The following is a 24061-nucleotide window of genomic DNA, read 5'->3' as shown; positions in this document are numbered from 1 at the left end:
TGGATCGAACCTACGAATCCGAAGCGGGGGCCTGATCGGCCGATTGAGCAGCATCTACAAAAGCATCTGCGATCTTCTGTGCAGTCTGCTCAATCTGCCAGGGGCGGGCGCCCTGCGCGGCGAGAGCCGCTCCAACGGTCTCGGCCGATGTGCCCGCATCTGCCCAGGCGATGCGGCGCAGCGATTCGGGCTTCAGAAGATTCTCCGTCGGCATGCTCAACTCTTCGGCGAGGGCCTCGACGACAGGACGCGCCGCCTTGAGACGCGCGTCGGCTTCAGGATTGCGCTCGGCCCAGCTGCGTGCCGGGGGGAGAGCATCGCTGGAGACACGGGCACGGGGCAAATCGGTGCTCTCGCGTCCGCGGACGATCGCTTCCCACCAGCGATCCAGCTGCGAGCGGCTGGCACGCCCGGTGAAGCCGGAGACGGCGGCGAGCCGGCTCTTACTGTCGGGATTCGCCATCACGGCGGCGACGAGCGAGCGATCCGGGACCAGGCGTCCCGGGGACGTGTCCTGCTGCTGCGCGTACTCCTCCCGCGCCTGCCACAGAGCACGGGCGATCGCCAGGTTCTTCGAACCCTTGACCTGATGCAGACCGCTCAGTCGACGCCAGGGCTCATCGCGCGGCGGACGCGGAGGCTGTGCGAGAGTAGCGGCGAACTCCTGTGCGGCGAACTCTGTCTTGCCCTGCTCCTCGAGCTCACGGGCTATCTCGTCGCGCACGTCGACGAGGTGCAGCACGTCCAGAGCCGCATATTCGAGCCAAGTGTCGGGCAGCGGACGCGTGGACCAGTCGGCGGCCGAGTGCTCTTTCTTGAGGACGATGCCGAGGGTGTCCTCCACGACGGCGGCCAGGCCGACCTTGTCGTGTCCGAGCAGGCGCGAGGCGAGCTCGGTGTCGAAGATCGTCTCCGGCACGAGATCGAGCTCCCGCAGCGAGGGAAGGTCCTGGCTCGCGGCGTGGAAGACCCATTCCACGGAGCCGATCGCAGCCTGCAGCGGCGAGAAGTCGTCCAGCGCCGGGGGATCGAACAGGAAGACACCGGCATCGCGGCGGAAGACCTGGACGAGGTAGGCCCGCTGCGAGTATCGGAATCCCGAAGCCCGCTCGACGTCGACGGCCACCGGGCCGGTTCCCGCGGCGAGCGCTGCGCACGCCTCTTCGAATGCGATCGTGTCGTCGATGACGGCGTACTCAGTCACGACTAGCCTTTCGTGCGCCGAACACGGCGATGTTCTCTGAACCGGGCGGGAGCCCGGCGAGCATGCCGACGAGTTCGGTCCATGCTTCAACGTGCGGCCGGAACGGTTCTTCCGGCGTCCAAGACGATCGTAGTTCGATCTGGGCGCCATCGCCTTCGTCGCCGAGCGAGCCGAAGCCCGTCGACAGCGTCTTGGTCGAGGTTCCGGATGCCGAGTGGTAGGAAGCGCCGTGGGAGGCGAGGGCATCGATCAGCCACGACCAGGTGACGTCGGCGAGGAGCGGGTCGGTACCGATCTCCGGTTCGAGCGGTGCCTGAGCGAACGCGATGATGCGCCACGCGCCGCCCCAGGCCTCGGGGGTCTCCGGGTCGTGCAGGAGGACGAAACGCCCTGTTCCGTAGATCGAGTCGCCATGGTCGTCCGGAAGGACGTCTGCGGCGAACGCGATCGAGTAGGGGGCGAGTCCCTGGGGAGAGGGGATCTCGCGTATGACGATGTCGTCGCGGAATACCGTGTCGCGCAGCTCTGCTGCGGCACGGGCGAATAGCGATCCGGCGTCGGGAAGTCCGCTCACGGTGACAGGCTAGAGTCAGGAAGCGATGAAGAGTCTCAGGCACGCCGTCGCAATCCTCGTCCCTGCCGCCGTCGCGCTGGCGTCCGCGATCCTGTTCGTGGTCTTCCAGATCGCACGCAGGGTGGTCACTCCCGGGCCTCGGGACATGGACACGCAGATCCTGGCGGTCGACACGGGGGCGCAGACGATCGAGCTGGCGCGAACGCCCGACACGGAGCTGCCCGGCCGATACGGTCTGTTCACCACCGGTAGCCACGACTATGTGAAGCTGGGCGCCGTGCTGAGCGCGGATGCGGAGCGCGTGCGCAGAAAGCTGCTGACGCAGATCGAGCCGGGCTCGCAGATCGATCGGGCGGCGGGTTTCAGCGGCTGGTACTACTCGTCTCCGGCGGAGCTCCATCTCCCGTGGGAGTCGGCCCTGATCGGTGCTCCGGCGGGGCCCTGCCCGGCATGGGTCTTCCCGGCGCCGCTTCCTGCCCTCGTCTCACCGACCTGGGTGATCCAGGTGCATGGCCGGGGCGTCACTCGCGCGGAGTGCCTGCGTGCTGTGCCCGTCTTCCATTCGGCGGGGATGACGAACCTCGTCGTGTCGTATCGGAATGATGGCGAGGCCCCGCGCAGCCGCAACGGCGCGTATTCCCTCGGCGCCGCCGAGTGGCGGGATGTCGATGCTGCGATCGCCTATGCGCTGCGCCACGGCGCTGAGCGGGTGATCCTGATGGGCTGGTCGATGGGAGGGGCGATCGCCCTGCAGACGGCGGTCTCGTCGGGATACCGCGATGCGATCGCCGGCCTCGTGCTGGAGTCTCCGGTGGTCGACTGGCGTACGGTGCTGCGTTTTCAGGCACGGGAGTCGGGGATCGGCGGCCCGCTGCCCACACTCGCGATGAATGCGCTCTCGACGCCGCTCACGGCGCGACTGAGCGGCGCGGAGGACGCGATCCAGTTCGACAGCCTCGACATGGTGGCGCGTGCCGAAGAGCTCGTCGCACCGATCCTCATCCTGCACAGCGAGGATGACGGCTTCGTCCCCGCCGACGCATCGCATGCGCTGGCCGAGGCGCGCCCGGACATCGTGACGATGCCGCGGTTCGGAGGCGCGCGTCACACGAAGCTGTGGAATTACGATCAGACAGGCTGGACGTCGGCGATCGACGCGTGGCTGGTCGAGAACGGGTTCAGCGCTTCAGTGCGACCTGACGCTTGACCCGCATGAGCATGCCGGTCATACCGGCGATGCGCAGCGGCGAGACGGCACGCGTGAGCCCGATCGACTGAGGGTAGTCGTCCGGGATCGCGAGGACCTCGTCGGGGCTGAGCCCCTGGACGCCCTGCGCCAGGATGCTGGCGAACCCGCGCGTCGTCGGCGCCTCCGGCGGCGCGGTGGCGTGCATGGTGACCGCGTCGTCGACGATCTCGACGTAGATGTAGACGGGGGATTGGCATTCTGCCACCCGCTCCGTCATCTCGGGGTGAGCGGCGACCTCGTCGGATACCGGTGGGAGCCCGTTGGAGAACTCCAGCAGCAGCTGGAGCCGCTCCGCTTCGGGCAGCTCAAGGAAATCCTCGCGGATCGAGGCCAGGGCATCGGGGACGTTCGTCGTGCTCACCCCGTCATTCTCACACGGTCACAGCGTGCCCGGCTCGTCGCCGGTGACGATCGGCACGCGCACGGCGCTGCCCCATTCGGTCCAGGATCCGTCGTAGTTGCGGACCTTGTCGAACCCGAGCAGGTGCTTCAGCACGAACCAGGTGTGGCTCGAGCGTTCGCCGATACGGCAGTAGGCCACGATGTCATCGCCATCCTGAAGCCCCGCACCGGCCCGGTAGATCTCATCGAGCTCGGCGCGCGAACGGAAGCCGCCGTCCTCCGCGACGGCACGACCCCACGGAATGCTCTGCGCCGTCGGGATGTGTCCGGCGCGCAGCGAGCCCTCCTCGGGGTAGGCGGGAGCGGTGGTGCGGGTGCCGTTGTACTCCTCGGGGGACCGAACGTCGATGAGCGGGTTTCCGAGATGCGCCAGCACGTCGTCCTTGTAAGCACGCAGAATCGTGTCATCACGCTCGACGATCGGGTACTCCGTCGCCGGGCGCACGGTCGCGTTGGTGGTCGTCCCGCGCCCCTCGGCGATCCAGCGGTCCCGGCCGCCGTCGAGCAGGCGCACGTCCTCATGCCCGAACAGGGAGAAGACCCAGAGCGCGTATGCAGCCCACCAGTTGTTCTTGTCGCCGTAGATCACGATGGTGTCTTCGCGGGCGATGCCCTTGCGGCTCATGAGCCGGGCGAATCCCTCGCCATCGAGGTAATCGCGGACCACCGGGTCGTTCAACTCGGTGTGCCAGTCGACCTTGACCGCGCCGGGGATGTGCCCGGTCTCGTAAAGCAGCACGTCCTCATCGGATTCGACGACGACGAGTCCGGGCTCCTCGAGACGCGTCGCCAACCATTCGGTGCTGACGAGCCGGCCGGGTTCGGCGTACTCGGAGAACTTGTCGACGGAAGAATCGAAGTCGATGGTCACGGGGCGCTCCTCGAGGTGTGTGCGAGCGAAGGCTCTAGTGCTGGCGCGACGGCGTAGTCTTGATCCGTCCCCTTCGACGATAGAGCTGTTCGGCGCGTCCGGCATCGTTCTGTCAGACTTCGACACAGGAAACGCATGACCGACACGATGAACCCGAACGCTGTGCACCTCACCGATCGCCAGCCGGTCGTCACCGGTCCCGAAATGCTGGCGAGCCTGGTCCCGCCGCCGCAGTTCGACACGGCGACCTTCGACAGCTACCGCTCGGATGACGCCTACCCGTCCCAGTCCGAGGCCAAGGATCTCCTCCAGCGCTTCGCGGGCAAATCCGTCGCTGTCAAGCGCGGCGGATTCTTCAGCCGGGCGAAGAAAGAGCCCGAGATGAAACCGGGCGTCTACCTCGACGGCGGATTCGGCGTCGGCAAGACGCACCTGCTCGCCTCGATCTACCACGCGATGCCGGCACGGCGGAAGTACTTCGGTTCCTTCATCGAGTACACGGCGCTGGTGGGCGCTCTCGGATACAAGAACACCGTCGAGCTGCTCCGCGGCGCGGATCTGCTGTGCATCGACGAGTTCGAGCTCGACGATCCCGGCGACACGATGGTCATGACCCGTCTGCTGGGGGAGCTCGTCGGCACCGGCACGCGCCTCGCCGCGACATCAAACACGCCGCCGAACGCCCTCGGCGAGGGGCGGTTCGCCGCTCAGGACTTCCTGCGTGAGATCCACGCGATGTCCGACAGCTTCCAGACGTTGCGCATCGACGGCGTCGACTTCCGTCAGCGAGCCCTCGACGGTCAGGCGATCGTCCACGACGACGCAGCATACGCGGCGCGCATCGCCGCCGCCGGCCCGACGGCATCCGATGATCTCTTCGCCGACGTCATCCGCCATCTCGCCACGGTGCACCCGTCGCGGTACATCCGTCTGATCGACGGGCTCTCTCTCGTCGGCCTGCGCGATGTCGACCAGCTCACCGACCAGTCCGAGGCCCTCCGGTTCGTCGCCTTCATCGACCGTGTGTACGACGCGCAGATCCCGATCGCGGCGACGGGCGTGAGCCTGGACCAGGTCTTCTCCGAGGAGATGCTCGGTGGCGGATACTGCAAGAAGTATCTGCGGGCGATCTCGCGCCTCAACGCTCTCACCCACTCCATCGAGGATCCCGCGGCGCCGTAACGCGATGTTCACATCACGACGCCTCCTGTAACGCAGGAGAAACATCGCGCGCGCATTCCGGTAATCGGGGCTCAACATACTGAAGCCCTCGATCACTTCGAATGTGAGGTTTACGCATGGATTCTCCCGGAAACATCTCATGGGGGATCACCGCTACGGCGCTGGTCCTGCTCATGACCCCCGGTGTCGCCTTCTTCTACGGCGGGCTCGTCAAGGCGAAGAGCGTCGTCAGCATGATGATGATGAGCTTCGGCTCGATCGGCCTCGTCGCCGTGCTGTGGATCCTCTTCGGCTTCTCGATGAGCGCCGTCGAGAGGCCCGGACAGTTCGCGGGCAACCCGTTCGCGGACTTCGGCCTGAGCGGCCTCGCCACGGGTGAGGGCTCGAACGTCGCACTCCTCGGCGTTGCATACGGCGCGACCTTCGCGATCATCACGGTCGCGCTGATCTCGGGTGCCATCGCCGATCGAGCGAAGTTCGGCAGCTGGTTGATCTTCGCGGGCGTGTTCGCCACGGTCGGATACTTCCCGATCTCCGCATGGGTGTGGGGCGGCGGCTGGGTCATGGAGCTCGGCACGACCCTCTTCGGCGCCGACAGCGGCATCGAAGTGATCGACTACGCCGGCGGTACCGCCGTGCACATCACCGCCGGCGCGGCGGCGCTGGCCCTGGCTCTGGTGCTCGGCAAGCGAGTGGGCTTCCAGAAGGGCATCCTCAAGCCGCACAACGTGCCGCTGACCCTGCTGGGTGCAGCACTGCTGTGGTTCGGCTGGTTCGGCTTCAACGCCGGCGCCGAGTGGAACGCCGAGGACATGGGCGGCGTCGGACTCATCGGCCTCAACACGCTCGGGGCCACCGCCGCCGCGATCCTCGGCTGGATCCTCGTGGAGCGCATCAAGGACGGCAAGCCGACCTCGGTCGGCGCCGCATCCGGTGCCGTGGCCGGTCTCGTCGCCATCACGCCCGCCTGCGCCAACCTGACCCCGGGATGGTCCCTGCTGCTGGGCGCGCTGTCCGGCATCGCCTGCGCGCTGGCCGTCGAGCTGAAGTTCCGCCTCGGCTTCGACGACTCGCTCGATGTCGTCGGCATCCACCTCGTCGGTGGCCTCCTGGGCACCGTCTACCTCGGATTCTTCGCCATGGACCAGGGGCTCTTCGTCGGCGGAGACGCACGCCTGCTGGTGGTCCAGGTGCTCGCAGCCCTCGGTGTTCTGCTCTACTCCTTCGTCGTGGCCTTCGTCATCGGCACGGTGATCCAGAAGACCATCGGGTTCCGGATCACGAATGAGGACGAGATCGCCGGCGTCGATGTGGTCGTCCACGGTGAGGAGGGGTACGCACTGGTCGACGCCTGAGATCGATAGGGTGTCGAGGTGAGTTCTTCTCAGAGCATTCTCGGCCGACTCCTCGGCCTCGCCATCGACACCCTGACCAACCGGACGTCCCGACCTTCAACGACGAAGGCGGGACGTCCTCGTGCAACCCTGCGGGTGGATGCCCCATCCGCCGCTCCCACGGTGGAAGCCGGGCGCGCGCGGGGGAGCGACACCGTGCGGATCGACCCCGAGCGCATCACGGATCTCCTGGTCGACTACGCACCCGAGAAGGACGGTGCTCCGGATTCCGGAGAGGTCATCTGGACCTGGGTGCCGTATGAGGAGAACGATGGGCGCGGCAAGGACCGCCCGGTGCTCGTCATCGGCCGTCAGTCCTCGGATCGGGTCTACGCGGTCCGCATGACGAGCAAGGCGCATGAGCGCGACCGCGACTACCTCTCGATCGGCAGTGGTGCGTGGGATTCCCAGGGGCGCGAGTCCTGGGTCGACATCGAGCAGCTCTACAGCGTGCACGATCGGGGTATGCGGCGCGAGGCGGCGATCCTCGACCGCGGACGCTACGACCGCGTCGCCTCCGCGCTCATCGCCCGCTACGGATGGGCGCGCACCGCCTGATGGGACTCATCTCATGGGTGCGTCGCAGGCTCGGAATCAAAAGCCCGCTGCAGCGCCGCATCGAGCTGCAGGAACTCATCACCCGCGCATGGGAGGTCACCGACCCCGCCTCGCGCGACGTGCTCATCACCTACGCGCCGCAGCGCCTCAACGGCATCCCCGATACGGGTGAGATCGTCTGGGCCTGGGTGCCGTACGCCGAGGATCCCGAGCAGGGCAAGGACCGCCCGATGCTCGTCATCGCCCGCCACGACACGCTGCGCGTCTATGCGTTGAAGCTCACGACGAAGGCGCGTCCCGGTGCCCAGAACCTCATGCTGCTCGGACCGGGCACCTGGGACAACCACAAGCGCGACTCCTGGATCGAGATGGACAAGCTCTACAGCATCCACCATCAGGGGATCCGTCGTGAGGCGTCACCTCTGGATCGGAATCGCTTCACGTATATCGCCCAGGCTCTCGCCGATCGGCACGGGTGGCGCGTCCAGATCTGAGGCCGCCCCGCGGAACGGATGTCAAGCCCATCGGACGTGCGAGCGCTGAACACTATCGTGGGCACCCTCATTGAGGAGGACATGATGACGAGTACCGAGCAGACACCCGAGGAGAAGCGGCGCGATCAGCTCACGGCCGCTCCGGCGGCGACCGAGGCGGACGCCGCCCCGCGCATCGAGGTGACGAGGAGCGGCACGGCGACCCGCGTGGATATCCGGAACGATGCGACCGTGCGTCCCGGCCCCGGGCCGGGGATGCCGGAAGCGGACGCGGGACAGGACCTCAGCGCGCCGGACGCTGAGAGCTCTTGACCGCTTCATAGGCGTTGAGCGCCGCCTGACGCGTCGCACGCAGATCGACGATGGGCTCTCTGCTCGTCGCCCCGCCCCACCGGCGGATGTACTCGCCGTGCGGGTCGAATTTCTCGGCCTGCAGGATCGGGTTGAAGACGCGGAAGTAGGGTGCCGCATCGGCTCCGGATCCGGCGACCCACTGCCAGTTGAACGGGTTGCTGGCGGCATCCGCGTCGACGAGCGTGTCCCAGAACCATTCCTCCCCGATCCGCCAGTCGATGAGCAGGTTCTTGATGAGGAAGGATGCCGTCACCATGCGCACACGGTTGTGCATGTGCCCGGTCTCCCAGAGCTCCCGCATGCCGGCGTCGACGAGCGGAATGCCCGTCTCGCCGCGCTGCCAGGAGACGAGCATGTCGGGGTCGAGGGGCGGCCAGGGGAACGCGTCGAATTCGGGACGAAGATTATCGTCGGCGAGGGCGGGGAAGTGGAAGAGCGTGTGCCAGGCGAACTCCCGCCAGCCGAGCTCTGCGAGGAACCGGGCGGAACCGCCTACCTCGACTGCGGCGTGCCAGGCCGTATGGGGGCTGATCTCGCCCCAGCGCAGGCGGGGTGAGATCATCGACGTCGCGCCCGATGCCGGCTCATCACGAGCCCGGTCATAGTCGGAGAGGTCGTCCTCGAGGAATTCGTGCAGGCGTGCGACCGCTGCGGGCTCGCCGGGTGTCCAGGCGGTGCGGAGCCCCGCGGCCCAGTCCGGCGCTGTCGGCAGAAGTTCCCAGTCGGTGAGCGCATCGGAGGCGATGTCGACCGCGGCCGGCGTCATTCGGGGCGGTTCGGGCAGCGGCAGCCGCGGAGCGGGGAGAGCCTGACAGGCACGCCAGAAGGGGGTGAAGACCGAATAGTGCGTCCCGGCCCCGGTCTGCACGGTCCATGGTTCGTGGAGGAGATTCCCGGCGTGAGAGTGCGCGTCGACACCCTCGTCGCGGAGGCCGCTCTTGAGCTCCGCATCGATATCGCGCTCCGGCTTGCCGTAGCGCCTATTCCAGTGGATGCCGCGCGCCCCGGTCTCCGTCACGAGCTCACGGATCAAACGGACCGCAGGCCCCCGCCGCAGGACGAGGCGCACGCCGCGCTCGGCGAGTCGTTCACCCAGCGAGGTGAGCGAATGATGCAGCCACCATCGGGCGGCGCCGCCGAGCGCGCGAACGCCGGCGGATTCCTCGTCGAGAACATAGATCCCGATGATCGGCGCGCCGGTGGCGGCGGCCGTGTGCAATGCCGGGTGGTCCGCGATGCGCAGGTCATCGCGGAACCACACCAGCACCGGGGCTGTCACGGTGCGACGCCCGCCGCAGCCGGTTTGAACCCGGCGCGCACGTTCTCACAGCATCCGGGGCGGCACACATCGAACCACGGGCCCAGCGACGTGCCGGTGATGCGATCGGCTGGGGCGACCGCCGCGATCCGCTCCTCGATCAGGTCCACGAGACCGCGCACGAAGATCGGATCGGCCCCCGGCGTGGCCGTGCGCGCCGCGCGAAGACCGGCTTCCTCAGCGGCTTCGAGCGCCTCGTTGTCGAGATCCCACATCACCTCCATGTGGTCGCTGACGAACCCGATGGGGGAGATGGCGATCGCCGAAATCCCTTCGGCGGGCAGCTCGGAGATCCGGTCGCAGATGTCGGGCTCGAGCCAGGGCTGCGAGGCCGGGCCGGAGCGCGACTGGTACACCAGCTCCCAGGCGACATCCGCCAGACGTGCGTCCTGGGAGGCTGCGCGCTCCATCACGGCTGCGGCCACGGCGCGGTGCTGGGCCTCATAAGCTCCGCCGGAGCCGAAGTCCTGATCACGGGGGCCGGAGCGCTGAGCGTCGGCGGTCGGGATCGAGTGCGTGGTGAACAGCACCCGGAGGGCCTGGGCGACGATGCCATCGTCGAGGAAACGTCCCAGCTCGTCGACGATCGACGCGACGAAGGAATCGATGAAGCCCGGGTGATCGAAGAACTGGCGGATCTTGTCGATCGTCACGGTACCGACGAGCTCGGTCTCTTCGAGGACGCGCGCGAAGTCCTCCCGATACTGACGGCAGCTCGAGAACGAGCTGTATGCACTGGTCGCAAGACCGAGCAGGCGCGTGTGTCCGTTGCCGGCTGCCTCGCGAACCGACTCGTCGAGATAGGGAGCCCAGTTGCGGTTGCCCCAGTAGACCGGCAGGGGCAGGCCGCGGTGCGCGATCTCCGCCTCGAGCGCCGCTTTCAGGAGGCGGTTCTGCGCGTTGATCGGGCTGACGCCGCCGAAGTGGCGGTAGTGGTGCGCGACCTCTTCGAGGCGTTCATCCGGGATGCCGCGGCCGCGCGTGACGTTGCGCAGGAACGGGATCACGTCATCCTGCCCTTCGGGGCCGCCGAAACCGGCCAGGAGGATTGCATCGTACGGCTGGGGCTGCGCCGCGAATGGCGCGCCGCAGACCGTCGCGGGTGAGGCATGGGGGACAGCAGTGGTGTCGTTCATCGGGATCTCCGAGGTCGAGGGGCGGTTCATCACGCGGAGGTGATCGCGGTGATGATGAGGAGCATCGTGACGGCGAAGCCGCATGCGTAGTTGATCCAGAGGAAGTGCTTCCAGCCGCGGTTCGCGGTTGCGGAATCGGCGTCGTCGACGCGCCAGAACGGGCCGGCGGCGATCAGGTAGGGGATCGCGAGCACAGCGGCCCATGCCGCGGGCGGCCCGGTCGTCAGCATCAGGACTCCTGCCGCGGTCCAGAACAGCAGGGCGACGCGGACGGTCCAGGCGGCGCCCAGCACGGTGGCTATCGAGGCGATGCCTCCGTCGCGGTCGGGGACCACGTCCTGCACGGCTCCGAAGGCGTGGCTGGCCATGCCCCAGAGGAAGAAGGCCACGAGGATCGTGATCGATCCGGCATCCGGAGTGCCGCCGGCGAGCAGGAGCCCGAACAGCGCCGGGCTCACGAAGTGCGTGCTCGAGGTGATCGAGTCGAGGAACGGGATCTCCTTGAAGCGGAACGGCGGCGCCGAGTAGGCGTAGACGGCGAACATGCTGATCGCGAGGACGAGCCACGAGACCGGGTCGCCCACGATCACGAGATACATGAGGAACGGCAGGCACGACAGCCCCGCCGCGATGAGCACTCCGCGGTGGCGGCGCGGGTCGAGAAGTGCGCCCTCGACACCGCCCTTACGGGGATTCTTCAAATCCGAGGCGTAGTCGAAGACATCGTTGATGCCGTACATCGCCAGGTTGTAGGGGATCAGGAAGAAGACGGTTCCGATCACCAGCGTCAGGTCGACCTCTCCCGATACCAGCAGATAGGCGGCTGCGAACGGGAAAGCGGTGTTGATCCAGCTGATGGGGCGGGATGCGGCGAGGAGATCAGTGATCATGACGGCTCCGGAGGAAAGCCCACAGTGCGGGCAGAAGGATCAGGGCGGCGAGGGGGTAGGCGAAGTCTTCGAGTGGAGCGAGTCCGATCCGCAGACCGATGATGTGCTCATCGGCGTACGTGAACAGCCCGACGGCGATCATGACGGTGTCGAAGACCGCCGTGAGGATGAGGAGGGCTGCCCCTCCGAGGAGAAGAGCAGGCAGCCGCACGCCCGCTCGGCGCGGGTGCCGGGTGCGTGCGCGCAGGATGAGCGCGCTGACCCCGGCTATCGCGAGGAAGATGCCGGCAAGAAGCAGATAGGTCATCGCTCCGCCTCGCCGTGCCCGCTCGCGCGTCGGCTCTCGAGCAGACGCTGAGTTCCCAGCACGAGCACCATCGTCACCTCGCAGAGGAACAGCAGGAAGATCGGCTCCTCGAGCGGGAGTTCCGGGGCGAGCATGATGCCCAGCAGGAAAGGGCTGTCACCGCGGGCGAAGATCGACAGGCCGATTCCCGCGGCATCCCAGGCGAGGAAGAAGGCCAGCCCCACCCCGAGCACGAGAAGCGCCGAGGGGAGCGACCGCCCGAGGAAGAGACGGAAGCGAATATCGACCGCGACGACGCAGCCGAAGCTCACGAGCAGCGCGAGGAGATATCCGTAGGTCACGCCGCTGTCTCCGTGGGGCCTGCGCTCTGATCGTCGCGCATGCGCTTGAGCACCAGTTCGGCGCTGATCAGGCACATCGGCAGCCCCACACCGGGCACCGTGGTCGCCCCGGCGTACAAGAGCCCGTCGACCTTGCGAGAGCGTGTGCTGCCTCGGAAGAACGCGCTCTGTTGAAGGGTGTGCGCGGGACCGATCGCGCCGCCCCGCCAAGAGCCGTACTCGCGCTCGAAGTCGGCTGGTCCGATCGAGTGGCGGACGACGATCCGATCCGCGAGGTCGGGGATTCCGGCCCACTCGGAGATCTGCGCGATCGCCGCGTCGACCGTGCGCTCGACCCGCTCGTGCCCCGCTCCATCGTCGCCACCCGAACCGATGCCCGGGTCAGCCGGGACGGGCACGAGCACGAACAGGTTCTCGTGCCCGACCGGGGCGACCGTGTCATCCGTCGCGCTCGGACGGCAGATGTACAGCGAGGCCGGGTCGGGGATGTGCGGCTCGTCCCCATAGATCGCGTCGAAGCCCTCTTCCCAGCGGTCGGCGAACAGCAGCGTGTGGTGGGCGAGCTGGGGGAGTTCTCCCTCGACGCCGAGAAGTGCGAGGACCGCACCGGGGCCGGGGTTTCTCTTCTTCCACCAGCGGGTCGATGTGCTGCGGTGCTCGGGCTTGTCGAGCAGCGTGTTCTCCGTGATGTCGAGATCCGCGGTGGAGACGACGACATCCGCATCGAAATGCACGGATGCCCCGTCGCGAACCGCGTCGACGCCCGTCGCGCGATTGTTCTCCACCGTGATCCGCGTCGCGCGCGTGCCGGTGAGGATCTCAACGCCATGCGCGCGTGCGAGCCGTTCGATCGCGAATATCACGGTCGAGAACCCGCCCTGCGGATACAGGACGCCCTGATCCACGTCGAGATGGCTCATGAGGTGGTACATGCTCGGTGCAGCGGCCGGTGATGTGCCGAGGAACACCGACAGGTATCCGAGCACCTGCTGAACGCGCTTGGAGGGTGAATGCGCGGCGATGAAACGGTCGAGCGGCTGTGCCAGCAGACGCAGGAGACGCGGGAGGCGCTTCACCGTATCCGCATCGACGAGCCCGGTGAGCGAGGAGAAGTTCGTGTACAGGAACTGCTTCGTGGCGATGTCGTACGTCTCGGCGGCCGAGTCGAAGTAGCGGGTGAGTCCCTCGCGGGATGCGGGATCGAGATCGATGATCGCCTCGCGCGCACCTTCTGCGGGCAGGTCGAATCGCTCAGCATCCCCTTCGAAGTAGACCCGGTACCCCGGGTCGAGGCGCACCAGATCGAGCTCCTGCTCGGAGGAGGAGCCGAGCATGCGGAAGAAGTGGTCGAACACCTCGGGCATGAGATACCACGACGGACCGGTGTCGAAGGTGAAGCCGTCGCGCTGGTAGCGGCCGGCTCGTCCGCCGAGCTCGTCGCGCGACTCGATGAGCGAGACGGTGTGACCGTCGGCTGCGAGCAGTGCTGCTGTGGCGAGACCGGAGATGCCGCCGCCGATGACGACGATGCGCTGGGGCGCGGAGGGTGCGGGGGTCACGAAGAGTTCCGTCCAGATAGGGCGCGGGCGAGAATGCGAAGCTTGACGGATGTCGGAACCGAGACGCGGCGCGTGCGCAACTCCGTGGCTGGAGTCACACGGATCTCCGTATTGAGCCGTCCGAAGAGATCGGCGGCGGCGGTCGTCGCCCGCCGGGACCGGCGGGGCAGGCGGCTGATGGCGAGGCGCGCGACGCGGAGGTCCTCTTCGATCTCGTCGGCGACGGCATCCTTGTCGGCATCGCTGAAGGAATCCGGATCGAATGCCGGCAGATAGGTCCGGCCCAGTCGGTCGCAGTCGTCGCCGAGGTCGCGGAGGAAGTTCACCTTCTGGAAGGCGGCGCCGAGCCGGCGGGCGCCCTCGTCGAGGCCATCGTCGATGCGGATGCCGCGACCTTCCTGAGCGAAGACGCGCAGGCACATGGACCCGACGACCTCGGCAGAGCCGTGGATGTATCGACGGTAAGCGGCGTCGTCATAGACGGCATCCTCATCGAGATCCATCCGCATGGAGGCGAAGAACGGGATGACGATGTCGCTCTGGATGCCAGTCTCCCGTGCAGTCGCGGCGAAAGCGTGCACGACCATGTTCGCGCTGAACCCGCGGGCCATCGCCCGCAGCGTCTCCGCCTCGAGCTCATCGAGCATCTCCGCCTTCTCCGCGGGGGAGAGGCCGGCTTCGGCCGCCGGCCCGTCGACGATCTCATCCGCGATGCGGACCAGGGCGTAGATATCGGCGATCTGTCCGCGCGACCTCGGAGTCAGCAGTCTGCTGGCGAGTCCGAAGGATGTCGAGTACGCCGTGATCACCTGCGCGGATGCGGATCGAGCTGTACGGGTGAAGAGATCGAGACCGGTGAGGGTCATGACTCCCTCTCCGCACAGCGACGCGCGATCGCGCGCAGTTCCTGGCGCAACGGCAACGGCAGGGAGGAAGCATCGATGCGAGCGGCGACCTGGTCGCCCTCGTGGGTCAGCAGTCGCTCGATCTCCGCGGCCGCACCGGAATCGACGATGGCCTGGCGCAGAAGAGCCACATCGCCCGCATCGATGCCCCGGCGTCCGAAGAGATGGCTCACCCGAGCCCACTCGGCCGAATGCTCGGCATGGGCGATCAACAGTGTTCTCTTCCCCTCGCGCAGGTCGCCGTCGATCGACTTGCCCAGTGTGTCCGGGTCGCCGAAGACGCCGAGAACGTCATCGCGCAGCTGATAGATGAATCCGAGCGCTGTACCGATCTGGGAGAGCTCGGCGGATGCTTCGGCAGAGGCCCCGGCGAGAGCGGCGCCAATGCGCAGCGGTGCGGAGAACGTGTAGTGGGCCGTCTTTTCGGCCATCATCCGACCGATCTCCGCCGCGTCGGGGCGCATGGCTCCGACCCCGTAGCCGACATCGGCGAGTTCGCCGGCGGCGGTGACGAACATGCTCTCATCGAGGATCTCGTGGATCTTGACACGAGCGGGGCTGTTGATCCGGGCGGCGAAAGCATGCACCGCGCTGATGAGCAGATCTCCGCCGAGCACGCCGGCTGTGTCTCCCCAGGTGCGGCTGTGCTCTCCGCCCAGGCCCGACTCCAACGCATCGGCGACGAAGCGCCCCTGAAGGTTCGGCTCGCCGCGACGGACGAGGTCTGCGTCGAGGACGTCGTCATGGAACAGGAGGGCCGTGTGCATCAGCTCGGTCGCGGCGGCAGCGGTCAGAGCATCCTCCGGCGCATTGCCGCCCAGCGCCGTGTGCGCGAGCAGAACAAGGCCAGGGCGCAGCCTCTTGCCACCGCGGGAGGCATCTCGCATGCGTCGCCACAGCAACTCGTACTGGCTGCCCGAGGCGCCTGCTCGCGCGATCCTTTCGGCATAGAAGGTGTCGAGAACGGCGTCGACGGCGACGCGGGCGTCGGTGCTCGTGAGCATCATCGGGCGACCTCCAGCCCCCATGAGATCATCGACGAGCTCGGCAGGGCAACCATTTCGCGGATCTGGTCGACCATCCACGGGCTGAAGGCCCAGGGCGTCGACTCGATCGCCTGGAGCAGGTGCTCCGGTCGCGACCACTGCGTCTGCATGACCTCGGCGGGATCGGGGGTGACTTCGGAATCGATGACGGCGGCGTAGACCGGGCAGATCTCGTTCTCGACGATTCCCGATGCATCGACGGCCCGGTAGCGGAAGTCCGGGAGAACGAGCTGCAGATCGCGGATCTGCAGTCCGAGCTCCTGCTCTGCCCGCCGGTGGACGGCTTCGGGGATCGGCTCGAAGGGCTCGGGGTGCCCGCAGAACGTATTCGTCCACGTCCCCGGCCAGGTCTTCTTCGTCAGAGCCCGCCGCGTGAGCAGCAGGCGATCGCGCTGCGCGTCGACCACGTAGCAGGAGAAGGCGAGGTGAAGGGGTGTGGCCTCGCCATGCACCTCAGACTTCAGCGCAGCGCCGAGGGGGGACCCGTCGTCGTCGAGGAGAACGACGCGTTCTTCTGGTCCGCTCATGCTTGCTCCCTCAGTAGATCCGTCTATTTCTTATCTCAGTAAACATTAAGCCTAGTTTAAGTTCAATCCGGTTAGGATGATCATGTGAGTGATGACGCGACAGCTTTCTCGATGCTCGACCCACGGATCATGGACCCCGATGGGGAGATCGTCGACCGCTCTGGCCTCAGCGCGGAGGACGTCGATGAGGTAGTGGCCGTGCTCGAGGCGATGAACGAGTGGCGAGACACGGAGCGCAGCATGAGCGAGGCGTCCCGCCGCTACATGCGCCTCGGCGACACAGACATGCGGGCTCTGCGCTTCCTCATCGCACAAGAGCGCAATGGTCAGGCCTCCACGCCCGGATCGATCGCAGCCCACCTGGGCGTGACGGCCGCCGCGACGACAAAGCTCCTGGATCGGCTGGCCGCCGGCGGGCACGTGACGCGCGCGCCCCACCCCGATGACCGCCGAAGCACATCGATTCACGTGACAGCCGAAACGCGGCAGTCGGCGCGCGCCAGTGTTGGACGCAGCCACGCTCGACGCTTCGATGCGATCGCCCAGCTGCGCTCCGCAGACCGCGCAGCCGTCCTGCGGTTCTTCCGCGGCCTGATCGACACCGCCGAATGGGTTCAGCACGACGAAGAGTGAACCCATTCGACAGGAGAACGAAAAAGCCCCGCATGTCTCAGACGTGCGGGGCTTTGCTGTGGGCGATGCCGGACTCGAACCGACGACCTCTTCCGTGTGAAGGAAGCGCGCTACCAACTGCGCCAATCGCCCCGGGAACCGGGGTTCGAGTAACGATATTACCGGACGCTTTCGGGTGCTGCTGACCATTTCGGAGGACACGCGCGAGATCAGTCCCGGGTTTTGCAGACGGGGGATCGTGGGCTAATGTTTCATAAGTGCCCAGCGAGCCGGAAGGCAAGCAGGGAATAACGCGGATGTAGCGCAGTGGTAGCGCATCACCTTGCCAAGGTGAGGGTCGCGAGTTCGAATCTCGTCATCCGCTCGAGTGCAGGAGCCCCCGTGCAGGGGGTTTCAGCATGTGGAGTCGAACTTCCACCTCGCGGTGGCGTGGCCGAGAGGCTAGGCACCGGCCTGCAAAGCCGTTTACACGGGTTCGAATCCCGTCGCCACCTCGCCCACAACTGAATAGCCCAACGGGCGCGATTGGCGCAGCGGTAGCGCGCTTCCCTGACACGGAAGAGGTCACTGGTTCGATCCCAGTATCGCGCACAGCCGAGAACCTCTGTTCGCCAGAGGTTTTCTTGTCTCGACAAGATCGGCTAAAGTAAGAAAGTCCCCCCTGGGACGCATGCGGATGTAGCGCAGTGGTAGCGCATCACCTTGCCAAGGTGAGGGTCGCGAGTTCGAATCTCGTCATCCGCTCTCGAAAAACTGAACAGCCCATTGGGCGCGATTGGCGCAGCGGTAGCGCGCTTCCCTGACACGGAAGAGGTCACTGGTTCGATCCCAGTATCGCGCACACATCCAGAACCCCCGGCTAATGCCGGGGGTTCTGTCGTTTTGTCAATGGGTGTGACCCATCCTTCTTCGTCGACGAACATGTGTGCTTCCCCATCATTGAAAGAGAGGTCGATGATGACCGCCGCCGCTCGATCCGACCGCCCGGAGGAGGGCCGCCCAACCGTCGTCGGGACGGACCCCGACATGAACGTCACAGAGAGTCAACAGGTTGGCAACGAGCCCGACGACGATTCCCCTGAAGACGACGGCGAGAATCGCCCGTCGGCTGTGGACATCGAGGATCTGCCCTGACGCGGCGGTTGCCTCTCCTGCACGGTGGCAGAGAGATCGCGCGCGCAGATCGGCTGATCCTCGCAGCCAAGGCCGCGGCAGCAGCAGCCCTGGCCTGGTACACCGCCCCGCTCATCCCGCTCGCGCAGGACGAGTACTCCTATTACGCCCCGCTGGGTGTGATCATCAGCATGCACGCCACGGTCGCTGCATCGGCACGGGCCGGCGCCCAGACCCTGGTCGGCCTCGGAACAGGAGTCGCGCTGGGGCTGGGAGCCCTCGGGTTGGTGTTCAGCGGCCTTCCGGCGATCATCGCCATCGCCCTGGTCATCGCCGCGGGAATCCTCCTCGGCGGCATCCCGGCGCTCGGCGCCGGGCAGGAGTGGGTCCCGATCGCAGGGGTCTTCGTGCTGCTGCTGGGCGGGGCGAACGCGGATGAATTCTCGTTGTCGTATCTGGTGACCACCGCGTTCGGAATCGTGATCGGGGTCGCCGTCAACCTTCTGATTATTCCTCCGCTGCACATTCGTCGAGCCGATCTGCGACTGTCCGCATTGCGCGATGAGGTCTCCACAGCGCTGGACGAGGTCGCGGATGCCATCAACCGCACCCCACCGGATGCCGAGGCACTCCGCAACGCGACCAGGCGCTTGCCGTGGCGTCGTGATGAGGTGGCCATCAACGTCAAGGAGGCCGAGGACAGCAGCCGGGGGAATCCCCGTGCACGACGCCGCCGCGCGGAGCGCGACATGGTCGGCTCTCGGATGCATGCGCTCGATGCTACGACCCGCGCCGTCTCAGATCTCTCCGACGGAATGCTTTCGGCGATCGAGGAGGACCGAGTTCCGACAGCAGACGTGCGGGAGGCCCTCTCCGCGTCCGTGCGCGCCGCCAGCGCCCTCGTCGGGGCGCCCGCCGATGACGAGCGCGCGGCGGGCAAACTCGGCGTTGCGGAAAGAGCCCTGCAGCACGCGATGACGACGATGAACGCATCGTCATCGCCCGGCGATGCGATCGGTCACGCGTACGCCGCGGCGATGTCGGTGCGGCGCATCATCCGGGCCAGTGAGGACTTCGTATCCGCGCACAGATGACGTTGTCGGTGGACGCCCGCACAGGCGAGTAATCTGGAACCCAGACCTAGTGGAGTGATCTGTGCCTGAAAACGCCCAGCCGAAAGACGGCTTCGCCCTGTTCACCGACCGATCCGTCGTCGCCATGCGCGTCGACGGCGAGCTGAAGGATCTCGCAGCACCCCTGACGGGATCCGAGACTGTCGAGCCGGTCACGATCGACAGCGAAGACGGCCTCTCCATTCTTCGCCACTCCGCCGCCCACGTCCTCGCGCAGGCCGTGCAGCGCATCAACCCGCAGGCGAACCTCGGTATCGGCCCGCCCGTCACTGATGGGTTCTACTACGACTTCGGCGTCGACACCCCGTTCACGCCCGAAGATCTCAAGGCCATCAACAAGGAGATGCAGCGCATCATCCGCGAGGGCCAGCGCTTCACGAGGCGCGTCGTCACCGAAGAAGAAGCCCGTGCCGAGATGGCGAACGAGCCCTTCAAACTCGAGCTCATCGAGCTCGCCGGCGGACCCGGGTCCGGCGCGGATGCCGCAGAAGGAGCATCCGTCGAGGTCGGTGCCGGCGAGCTGACGATCTACGACAACGTCTCCAAGGACGGCGAAGTCGTCTGGAAGGACCTCTGCCGCGGACCGCACCTGCCCAGCACCCGCATGATCGGCAACGGCTGGGACCTCACGCGCATGGCCGCCGCCTACTGGCGCGGCAGCGAGAAGAACCCCCAGCTGCAGCGGATCTACGGCACGGCGTGGCCCTCGAAGGACGAGCTGAAGGCGTACAAGGAGCGCATCGCCGAGGCCGAGCGCCGCGACCACCGCAAGCTCGGCGTCGAGATGGACCTCTTCTCGTTCCCCGATGAGATCGGTTCGGGACTGGCGGTGTTCCACCCGAAGGGCGGCATCATCCGCTACGAGATCGAGGAAAATCTGCGCCGGCACCTGCTGCGCAACGGGTACGACGTCGTCAACTCGCCGCACATCACGAAGAAGGATCTCTTCATGACGTCGGGGCACCTGCAGACGTACTCCGACGGCATGTTCCCCCCGATGCACCTCGACGAGGTCACCGACGAAGACGGCAACATCACCAAGCAGGGCCAGGACTACTACCTGAAGCCCATGAACTGCCCGTTCCACAACCTCATCTTCCGCTCGCGCGGCCGCTCCTACCGTGAGCTCCCGCTGCGTCTGGCGGAGTTCGGGACCGTTTACCGCTACGAGAAGAGCGGCACGCTGCAGGGCCTCACCCGTGTGCGCGGCCTGACCCAGGACGATGCCCACATCTACGTCGCCCAGGACCAGGTCAAGCAGGAGCTCGAGACGAACCTCAACCTGGTTCTGGACCTGCTGCGCGACTATGGCCTGAACGACTTCTACCTCGAGCTGTCCACGAACGAAGAGGGCAACCCCAAGTTCCTCGGCGAGCCCGAGCAGTGGTCCACCGCGATCGACACGCTGCGCGAGGTGGCCGTGGCATCCGGTCTCGAACTCGTCGCCGATCCCGGCGGCGCGGCCTTCTACGGTCCGAAGATCTCGGTGCAGGCGCGCGACGCGATCGGCCGAACCTGGCAGATGTCGACTATCCAGCTCGACTTCAACCAGCCCGAGCGCTTCGAGCTCGAGTACACCGGTCCCGACGGGCAGAAGCACCGTCCGGTGATGATCCACCGTGCTCTGCTCGGCTCGGTCGAGCGCTTCTTCGCGATCCTGCTCGAGCACTACGCCGGTGACTTCCCGGTGTGGCTCGCCCCCGTTCAGGTGGTGGGCGTTCCCGTCGCCGAGCAGTACGGCGAGTACCTCGACGGCATCATCGCCAAGCTGCGCCAGAACGACGTTCGCGCAGAGGTCGATCACTCCGACGACCGCATGCAGAAGAAGATCCGCAACCACACCACGCACAAGGTGCCGCTGATCCTCATCGCCGGCGAGCAGGACAAGGAAGCGGGTACCGTGTCGTTCCGCTTCCGCGATGGCACGCAGGAGAACGGCGTGCCGGTCGCGGATGCGATCGCCCGCATCCGTCAGGCGATCGCTTCCCACGCCCTCGTGCTCAAGGCCGAGGACCTCGTATGACCTGGTCGGGGGCGCCCGAGGATGCCGCGCATCTCGCCGGCGTCCCCGACGAGTTCCAGCGGCTGTGGACCCCGCACCGGATGGCGTACATCCAGGCGGGACCCGAACCGCACCATGAGGAGTGCCCGTTCTGCGAGGCGCCGAAGCACCCCGATGAGCAACGCCTCGTCGTCGCGCGCGGACGCACCGCCTATGTTCTACTGAACCTCTTCCCGTACAACTCTGGCCACCTGCTGGTGTGCCCGTACCGGCACATCGCGACCTACGATCAGGCCACGCCCGAGGAGGTCGCCGAGATCGGCGAGCTCACGCAGATCGGCATGCGGGTGCTCCGCGAGGTCTCGAACTGCGACGGGTTCAACCTCGGCATGAACCAGGGCGCGGTCGCCGGTGCGGGTGTGGACGCGCACCTGCACCAGCACATCGTGCCCCGCTGGCGTTCGGACGCGAACTTCTTCCCGATCATCGCCAAGACGAAGGCCCTGCCGCAGTTGCTCGGCGAAGTGCGCGAGGCCGTGGCGAACGCCTGGCCGGCGGACGCCACGACGCTCTGACGTCCGCTCAGCGCACCTGACGTGCGGTGAACTGCAGACGGGGGTTCGCGTAGAACTCCTGCGCCTCGATGAGCTGGAGCTCGCGCTCCCCGGATTCGAGGGTGAGCTTCAGCAGGTCGAAGACGCTGGATGCTGTGCGCTCCAGAGCATCCTTCGCGCTCCCCGTCGCGACATAGTGGGCGGTGAACAGCGCCGCGGTGACGTCGCCCGAGCCGTTTGCCTTGAACGGCAGGTACGGAGTCGTGACCAGCCAGGCTCCCGCCTGATCCACGGCGAGCATCTCGATCGTTCCTTCGTCACGATCCGGGCGTTCGACGCTCGTCACGAGTGCGATCCGCGGCCCCATCGCGAATGCGGCATCCACAGAGGCAAGCGTCGATTCCAGGGAATCGGGGGAGGTTTCCGTCAAGAAACCGAGTTCGAACTGGTTCGGCGTGATGATGTCGGCGACGGGGACGACGCGTTCACGCAGCAGCTCCGGGATGGCCGGGGCCACGAAGCATCCGGATTTCGCATTGCCCATCACCGGGTCGCATGTGTACAGCGCATCGGGATTCGCCGCCTTCACCCGACTGACAGCGTCGATGATCACCTCGCCGATGCCCTCACCGCCCTGATACCCCGAGAGAATGGCGTCGATCTGCCCGAACACCCCACGGTCCTCGACGCCGGAGATCACCGCGCGCACATCATCCGGGGCGATGAGAGGACCACCCCACGACCCGTAGCCGGTGTGGTTCGAGAAGTTCACCGTGTTCACCGGCAGGACGTCGACGCCGATCCGCTGCAGGGGGAACACCGCGGCGGAATTGCCGACGTGGCCGTAGGCGACGGCGGACTGGATCGACAGAATCTTCATGCGGTGCTCTTCTCACTGCTCGGGCGCATCATCGTGCGCATCATCGGACGGCCGCCGCGATATCGGAGGCCAACTGCTCGGCGTCATCGCCGGAGAGGTCGTGCACCGTGAGGCGCACATGGTTGGAGGGGCGCTCGCCCGCCGTCAGCGAGAAACCATCGCCGGTGCGCACGAGCCAACCGCGACGCATGAGGTGCTCCGAAGCGATGCGCGCCTCGACCGGCAACTCGACCCACAGGCTCATGCCCTCGGAGCCCGCCACCGCGATGCCCCGCTCGCGGAGCATATCGGCGAATGCCGCGTTGCGTGCCGCGTAGTGAGCACCCGCGGCGGCGATCTCGGTCTGCGCCGCGGGGTCTTCGAGAAGGCCGAGGGCGAGACGCTGAAGCAGGTGGCTGACCCAGGTCGTGCCGGGGCTCAGGCGCATGCCGAGGCGGTCGGCGGTCTCCGGGTCGGTCGCGGCGATCGCCAGGCACATGTCGGGCCCGAGGAACTTCGACACCGATCGCAGGAGCGCATAGCGGCGGTGCCCCGGACCGATGATGCTCTCGTACGGTTTCGCGGAGAGCAGGGAGAAGTGGTCGTCCTCGATGATGAGCACATACGGGTGCTCGATGAGGAGGGCCCGTAGTTCCGCCGCTCGAGCGGGGGACAGCGCGACACCGGTCGGGTTCTGGGCGCGCGGCGTGCAGATGATCGCGCGAACGCCGGCGTCGAGTGCGGCACGGAGCCCTGCGACGGTCATGCCCTCGTCATCCACGGGCACGGGAACCGGTCGGTATCCGCCGAGGCGCACGGTGTGGATGCTGCCGAGGAAGCAGGGGTCCTCGAGTGCTACCGCGTCGTCGCGCATGAGAGCTTGGGCGAGCAGGCGCTCGACGGCGTCGACCGCGCCGCTGGTGACGGTGATGCGGAAGTCATCGGCCGCGAGGTCGGGGGACACCCATGACCGTGCCCACGCTTCGAGGCCGGGATCGATGACGGGTTCGCCGTAGAGCACCGGACGCCCGACGACACCGGCGAGGGCGCGGGACGGGTCCGGGATGCGCCGCGGATCGGGGTTTCCGGTGCCGACGTCGCGTAGCACGGTGTCGGGCGTGTAGCCCTCCTGCGCTACCGGCGATTGCTCGGCGATCGTCGTTCCGGCGCGACCCCGGCTGACGACGATTCCCGCTTGGGAGAGCTGGCGGTACGCGGCGACGGCTGTGTTGCGGTTCACGCCGAGCGAGGCGGCGAGTTCACGCACGGGCGGCAGCGTCGCTCCCGGCACGAGCACCCCGCGCTCATGCAGTGCGCGGACGCTCGCGGCGATCTCCGATGCCGTCTCGCCTGTGATGTCGTCGTTCATGTCACCTCTCGAAACAGATTCTAGACCTGTCCGGGACAGTGCTATGTTCTGGCCTAGGTCAAATGAAGTTCTGGATGCTCGAAAGGT

Annotated in this window: 26 protein-coding genes and 6 tRNA genes; 16 read left to right on the top strand and 16 right to left on the bottom strand. The window is 66.9% G+C overall.

Annotated features, from left to right (window positions below):
• Nucleotides 1-10: 10 nt before the first annotated feature.
• Both Q0Z66_RS00565 and Q0Z66_RS00560 read right to left on the bottom strand, forming a co-directional pair.
• On the bottom strand, nucleotides 11-1204 hold the full coding sequence (locus tag Q0Z66_RS00565) for an HRDC domain-containing protein (protein WP_298036393.1): 1194 nt from the start codon (nucleotides 1202-1204) through the stop codon (nucleotides 11-13).
• A complete protein-coding gene (locus tag Q0Z66_RS00560) occupies nucleotides 1197-1778 on the bottom strand; it encodes a DUF3000 domain-containing protein (protein ID WP_298036391.1) in 582 nt (193 codons plus the stop codon). Before Q0Z66_RS00560 ends, Q0Z66_RS00565 begins: the two co-directional genes overlap by 8 nt.
• Nucleotides 1779-1803: 25 nt before the next feature.
• Here Q0Z66_RS00560 and Q0Z66_RS00555 point away from each other — a divergent pair, with 25 nt between their 5' ends.
• Nucleotides 1804-2985, top strand: a complete 1182-nt coding sequence (locus Q0Z66_RS00555; RefSeq protein WP_298036389.1) for an alpha/beta fold hydrolase — start codon at nucleotides 1804-1806, stop codon at nucleotides 2983-2985.
• On the opposite strand, the gene Q0Z66_RS00550 is transcribed toward Q0Z66_RS00555, so the two are convergent.
• Together Q0Z66_RS00550 and Q0Z66_RS00545 are read right to left on the bottom strand one after the other, a co-directional pair.
• Nucleotides 2957-3388, bottom strand: a complete 432-nt coding sequence (locus Q0Z66_RS00550; protein WP_298036386.1) for a SufE family protein — start codon at nucleotides 3386-3388, stop codon at nucleotides 2957-2959. The genes Q0Z66_RS00555 and Q0Z66_RS00550 overlap by 29 nt on opposite strands.
• An 18-nt stretch (nucleotides 3389-3406) precedes the next feature.
• Nucleotides 3407-4300 (bottom strand): sulfurtransferase, encoded by an 894-nt coding sequence (locus Q0Z66_RS00545; protein ID WP_298036385.1) that lies wholly within the window; start codon nucleotides 4298-4300, stop codon nucleotides 3407-3409.
• 135 nt (nucleotides 4301-4435) lie between these two features.
• Here Q0Z66_RS00545 and zapE point away from each other — a divergent pair, with 135 nt between their 5' ends.
• From zapE to Q0Z66_RS00520, 5 genes are all read left to right on the top strand, one after another.
• The gene (zapE, locus tag Q0Z66_RS00540) at nucleotides 4436-5482 is read left to right on the top strand and encodes a cell division protein ZapE (RefSeq protein WP_298036383.1); all 1047 of its coding nucleotides are present in this window, start codon (nucleotides 4436-4438) and stop codon (nucleotides 5480-5482) included.
• 116 nt (nucleotides 5483-5598) lie between these two features.
• Nucleotides 5599-6837, top strand: coding sequence for an ammonium transporter (locus Q0Z66_RS00535; RefSeq protein WP_298036381.1), 1239 nt, complete (start codon nucleotides 5599-5601; stop codon nucleotides 6835-6837).
• A gap of 18 nt (nucleotides 6838-6855) precedes the next feature.
• On the top strand, nucleotides 6856-7434 hold the full coding sequence (locus tag Q0Z66_RS00530) for a type II toxin-antitoxin system PemK/MazF family toxin (RefSeq protein ID WP_298036378.1): 579 nt from the start codon (nucleotides 6856-6858) through the stop codon (nucleotides 7432-7434).
• Nucleotides 7434-7928, top strand: coding sequence for a type II toxin-antitoxin system PemK/MazF family toxin (locus Q0Z66_RS00525; protein ID WP_298036376.1), 495 nt, complete (start codon nucleotides 7434-7436; stop codon nucleotides 7926-7928). Before Q0Z66_RS00530 ends, Q0Z66_RS00525 begins: the two co-directional genes overlap by 1 nt.
• 84 nt (nucleotides 7929-8012) lie before the next feature.
• Nucleotides 8013-8240, top strand: coding sequence for a multidrug transporter (locus tag Q0Z66_RS00520; protein ID WP_298036374.1), 228 nt, complete (start codon nucleotides 8013-8015; stop codon nucleotides 8238-8240).
• Here the strand turns inward: Q0Z66_RS00520 and Q0Z66_RS00515 are convergent.
• Genes Q0Z66_RS00515 through idi form a run of 9 tightly spaced genes read right to left on the bottom strand, consistent with a single transcriptional unit; the run spans nucleotide 8212 to nucleotide 16311 of the window.
• Nucleotides 8212-9561 (bottom strand): deoxyribodipyrimidine photo-lyase, encoded by a 1350-nt coding sequence (locus tag Q0Z66_RS00515; RefSeq protein WP_298036372.1) that lies wholly within the window; start codon nucleotides 9559-9561, stop codon nucleotides 8212-8214. The genes Q0Z66_RS00520 and Q0Z66_RS00515 overlap by 29 nt on opposite strands.
• On the bottom strand, nucleotides 9558-10736 hold the full coding sequence (locus Q0Z66_RS00510; protein ID WP_298036370.1) for a ferrochelatase: 1179 nt from the start codon (nucleotides 10734-10736) through the stop codon (nucleotides 9558-9560). The genes Q0Z66_RS00515 and Q0Z66_RS00510 overlap by 4 nt, the downstream gene beginning before the upstream one ends.
• A gap of 29 nt (nucleotides 10737-10765) precedes the next feature.
• A complete protein-coding gene (locus tag Q0Z66_RS00505) occupies nucleotides 10766-11626 on the bottom strand; it encodes a prenyltransferase (protein WP_298036368.1) in 861 nt (286 codons plus the stop codon).
• Nucleotides 11616-11933 carry a lycopene cyclase domain-containing protein gene (locus tag Q0Z66_RS00500; protein ID WP_298036365.1) on the bottom strand — a complete coding sequence of 106 codons (318 nt, stop codon included), beginning with the start codon at nucleotides 11931-11933 and terminating at the stop codon, nucleotides 11616-11618. Before Q0Z66_RS00500 ends, Q0Z66_RS00505 begins: the two co-directional genes overlap by 11 nt.
• Complete coding sequence (locus Q0Z66_RS00495) at nucleotides 11930-12274, bottom strand: lycopene cyclase domain-containing protein (protein WP_298036363.1); 345 nt, start codon at nucleotides 12272-12274, stop codon at nucleotides 11930-11932. The genes Q0Z66_RS00500 and Q0Z66_RS00495 overlap by 4 nt, the downstream gene beginning before the upstream one ends.
• Nucleotides 12271-13833 (bottom strand): phytoene desaturase family protein, encoded by a 1563-nt coding sequence (gene crtI / locus Q0Z66_RS00490; protein ID WP_298036361.1) that lies wholly within the window; start codon nucleotides 13831-13833, stop codon nucleotides 12271-12273. Before crtI ends, Q0Z66_RS00495 begins: the two co-directional genes overlap by 4 nt.
• Nucleotides 13830-14699 carry a phytoene/squalene synthase family protein gene (locus tag Q0Z66_RS00485; protein ID WP_298036358.1) on the bottom strand — a complete coding sequence of 290 codons (870 nt, stop codon included), beginning with the start codon at nucleotides 14697-14699 and terminating at the stop codon, nucleotides 13830-13832. Before Q0Z66_RS00485 ends, crtI begins: the two co-directional genes overlap by 4 nt.
• The gene (locus tag Q0Z66_RS00480) at nucleotides 14696-15745 is read right to left on the bottom strand and encodes a polyprenyl synthetase family protein (protein WP_298036355.1); all 1050 of its coding nucleotides are present in this window, start codon (nucleotides 15743-15745) and stop codon (nucleotides 14696-14698) included. Before Q0Z66_RS00480 ends, Q0Z66_RS00485 begins: the two co-directional genes overlap by 4 nt.
• Nucleotides 15742-16311, bottom strand: coding sequence for an isopentenyl-diphosphate Delta-isomerase (gene idi, locus Q0Z66_RS00475; protein WP_298036352.1), 570 nt, complete (start codon nucleotides 16309-16311; stop codon nucleotides 15742-15744). Before idi ends, Q0Z66_RS00480 begins: the two co-directional genes overlap by 4 nt.
• 84 nt (nucleotides 16312-16395) lie before the next feature.
• Here idi and Q0Z66_RS00470 point away from each other — a divergent pair, with 84 nt between their 5' ends.
• Complete coding sequence (locus Q0Z66_RS00470) at nucleotides 16396-16944, top strand: MarR family transcriptional regulator (protein WP_298036350.1); 549 nt, start codon at nucleotides 16396-16398, stop codon at nucleotides 16942-16944.
• Between the two features lie 59 nt (nucleotides 16945-17003).
• Here the strand turns inward: Q0Z66_RS00470 and Q0Z66_RS00465 are convergent.
• A tRNA-Val gene (locus Q0Z66_RS00465) sits at nucleotides 17004-17076 on the bottom strand.
• A gap of 160 nt (nucleotides 17077-17236) precedes the next feature.
• On the opposite strand from Q0Z66_RS00465, the gene Q0Z66_RS00460 reads away from it, so the two are divergent.
• From Q0Z66_RS00460 to Q0Z66_RS00420, 9 genes are all read left to right on the top strand, one after another.
• Nucleotides 17237-17308 (top strand) — tRNA-Gly (locus tag Q0Z66_RS00460).
• Between the two features lie 59 nt (nucleotides 17309-17367).
• Nucleotides 17368-17438, top strand: a tRNA-Cys gene (locus Q0Z66_RS00455).
• 25 nt (nucleotides 17439-17463) lie between these two features.
• A tRNA-Val gene (locus Q0Z66_RS00450) sits at nucleotides 17464-17535 on the top strand.
• A gap of 81 nt (nucleotides 17536-17616) precedes the next feature.
• Nucleotides 17617-17688 (top strand) — tRNA-Gly (locus tag Q0Z66_RS00445).
• A gap of 25 nt (nucleotides 17689-17713) precedes the next feature.
• Nucleotides 17714-17785 (top strand) — tRNA-Val (locus tag Q0Z66_RS00440).
• Nucleotides 17786-17898: 113 nt separating this feature from the next.
• Nucleotides 17899-18078 (top strand): hypothetical protein, encoded by a 180-nt coding sequence (locus Q0Z66_RS00435; RefSeq protein ID WP_298036348.1) that lies wholly within the window; start codon nucleotides 17899-17901, stop codon nucleotides 18076-18078.
• A gap of 8 nt (nucleotides 18079-18086) precedes the next feature.
• Nucleotides 18087-19151, top strand: a complete 1065-nt coding sequence (locus Q0Z66_RS00430; protein WP_298036346.1) for an FUSC family protein — start codon at nucleotides 18087-18089, stop codon at nucleotides 19149-19151.
• Between the two features lie 124 nt (nucleotides 19152-19275).
• Nucleotides 19276-21213: a threonine--tRNA ligase gene (gene thrS / locus Q0Z66_RS00425; protein WP_298036710.1), complete on the top strand. Its 1938-nt coding sequence runs from the start codon at nucleotides 19276-19278 to the stop codon at nucleotides 21211-21213.
• A complete protein-coding gene (locus Q0Z66_RS00420) occupies nucleotides 21210-21767 on the top strand; it encodes an HIT domain-containing protein (RefSeq protein ID WP_298036344.1) in 558 nt (185 codons plus the stop codon). Before thrS ends, Q0Z66_RS00420 begins: the two co-directional genes overlap by 4 nt.
• 7 nt (nucleotides 21768-21774) lie before the next feature.
• On the opposite strand, the gene pdxY is transcribed toward Q0Z66_RS00420, so the two are convergent.
• Together pdxY and Q0Z66_RS00410 are read right to left on the bottom strand one after the other, a co-directional pair.
• Nucleotides 21775-22626 carry a pyridoxal kinase PdxY gene (gene pdxY, locus Q0Z66_RS00415; RefSeq protein ID WP_298036341.1) on the bottom strand — a complete coding sequence of 284 codons (852 nt, stop codon included), beginning with the start codon at nucleotides 22624-22626 and terminating at the stop codon, nucleotides 21775-21777.
• Nucleotides 22627-22666: 40 nt separating this feature from the next.
• Nucleotides 22667-23974, bottom strand: a complete 1308-nt coding sequence (locus Q0Z66_RS00410; RefSeq protein ID WP_298036339.1) for an aminotransferase class I/II-fold pyridoxal phosphate-dependent enzyme — start codon at nucleotides 23972-23974, stop codon at nucleotides 22667-22669.
• Nucleotides 23975-24061: the final 87 nt, after the last annotated feature.

Source organism: uncultured Microbacterium sp., assembly GCF_947632095.1.
In the GTDB taxonomy this organism is placed as follows: Bacteria; Actinomycetota; Actinomycetes; order Actinomycetales; family Microbacteriaceae; genus Microbacterium.
The sequence above is the reverse complement of the archived record's forward strand: the minus strand, read 5'-3'. Positions and strand labels throughout refer to the sequence as shown.

Bases quoted from the DNA above. Each gene is read 5' to 3' on its own strand.
- Q0Z66_RS00555 (WP_298036389.1), top strand. From the start codon at position 1,804: ATGAAGAGTCTCAGGCACGCCGTCGCAATCCTCGTCCCTGCCGCCGTC.
- zapE (WP_298036383.1), top strand. From the start codon at position 4,436: ATGACCGACACGATGAACCCGAACGCTGTGCACCTCACCGATCGCCAG.
- Q0Z66_RS00535 (WP_298036381.1), top strand. From the start codon at position 5,599: ATGGATTCTCCCGGAAACATCTCATGGGGGATCACCGCTACGGCGCTG.
- Q0Z66_RS00525 (WP_298036376.1), top strand. From the start codon at position 7,434: ATGGGACTCATCTCATGGGTGCGTCGCAGGCTCGGAATCAAAAGCCCG.
- Q0Z66_RS00520 (WP_298036374.1), top strand. From the start codon at position 8,013: ATGACGAGTACCGAGCAGACACCCGAGGAGAAGCGGCGCGATCAGCTC.
- Q0Z66_RS00510 (WP_298036370.1), bottom strand. From the start codon at position 10,736: ATGAACGACACCACTGCTGTCCCCCATGCCTCACCCGCGACGGTCTGC.
- Q0Z66_RS00505 (WP_298036368.1), bottom strand. From the start codon at position 11,626: ATGATCACTGATCTCCTCGCCGCATCCCGCCCCATCAGCTGGATCAAC.
- Q0Z66_RS00500 (WP_298036365.1), bottom strand. From the start codon at position 11,933: ATGACCTATCTGCTTCTTGCCGGCATCTTCCTCGCGATAGCCGGGGTC.
- Q0Z66_RS00485 (WP_298036358.1), bottom strand. From the start codon at position 14,699: ATGACCCTCACCGGTCTCGATCTCTTCACCCGTACAGCTCGATCCGCA.
- Q0Z66_RS00480 (WP_298036355.1), bottom strand. From the start codon at position 15,745: ATGATGCTCACGAGCACCGACGCCCGCGTCGCCGTCGACGCCGTTCTC.
- idi (WP_298036352.1), bottom strand. From the start codon at position 16,311: ATGAGCGGACCAGAAGAACGCGTCGTTCTCCTCGACGACGACGGGTCC.
- Q0Z66_RS00435 (WP_298036348.1), top strand. From the start codon at position 17,899: ATGATGACCGCCGCCGCTCGATCCGACCGCCCGGAGGAGGGCCGCCCA.
- thrS (WP_298036710.1), top strand. From the start codon at position 19,276: ATGCGCGTCGACGGCGAGCTGAAGGATCTCGCAGCACCCCTGACGGGA.
- Q0Z66_RS00420 (WP_298036344.1), top strand. From the start codon at position 21,210: ATGACCTGGTCGGGGGCGCCCGAGGATGCCGCGCATCTCGCCGGCGTC.
- pdxY (WP_298036341.1), bottom strand. From the start codon at position 22,626: ATGAAGATTCTGTCGATCCAGTCCGCCGTCGCCTACGGCCACGTCGGC.
- Q0Z66_RS00410 (WP_298036339.1), bottom strand. From the start codon at position 23,974: ATGAACGACGACATCACAGGCGAGACGGCATCGGAGATCGCCGCGAGC.